A 306-nucleotide genomic window follows, 5' to 3' on the forward strand; every position below is an offset into this window, starting at 1 on the left:
CTTGCGGGAACTGGATTTTGAGTCCAGCGCGTCTGCCTATTCCGCCACAACGGCATTTTATTAAACATTACGTTAGGGCGGTAGATGGGAATCGAACCCACGCATGTCGGTACCACAAACCGATGTGTTAACCACTTCACCACTACCGCCATGGCAGGGGTAGAGGGAATCGAACCCCCACCAACGGTTTTGGAGACCGTCGTTCTACCGTTAAACTATACCCCTAAAATGAGACGTAATATTTAATTATACGGTCACAACGGGATTCGAACCCGTGATCTTTCGCGTGACAGGCGAACGTCCTAA

2 tRNA genes are annotated in these 306 nt (G+C 49.7%); both read right to left on the bottom strand.

From position 1 onward, the window contains the following. Nucleotides 1-76: 76 nt before the first annotated feature. Nucleotides 77-149, bottom strand: a tRNA-His gene (locus EST42_RS02265). Between the two features lie 2 nt (nucleotides 150-151). After that, a tRNA-Trp gene (locus EST42_RS02270) sits at nucleotides 152-225 on the bottom strand. Nucleotides 226-306 lie beyond the last annotated feature (81 nt).

This window comes from Weissella cibaria, from assembly GCF_004521965.1.
Classification (GTDB): Bacteria; Bacillota; Bacilli; order Lactobacillales; family Lactobacillaceae; genus Weissella; species Weissella cibaria_A.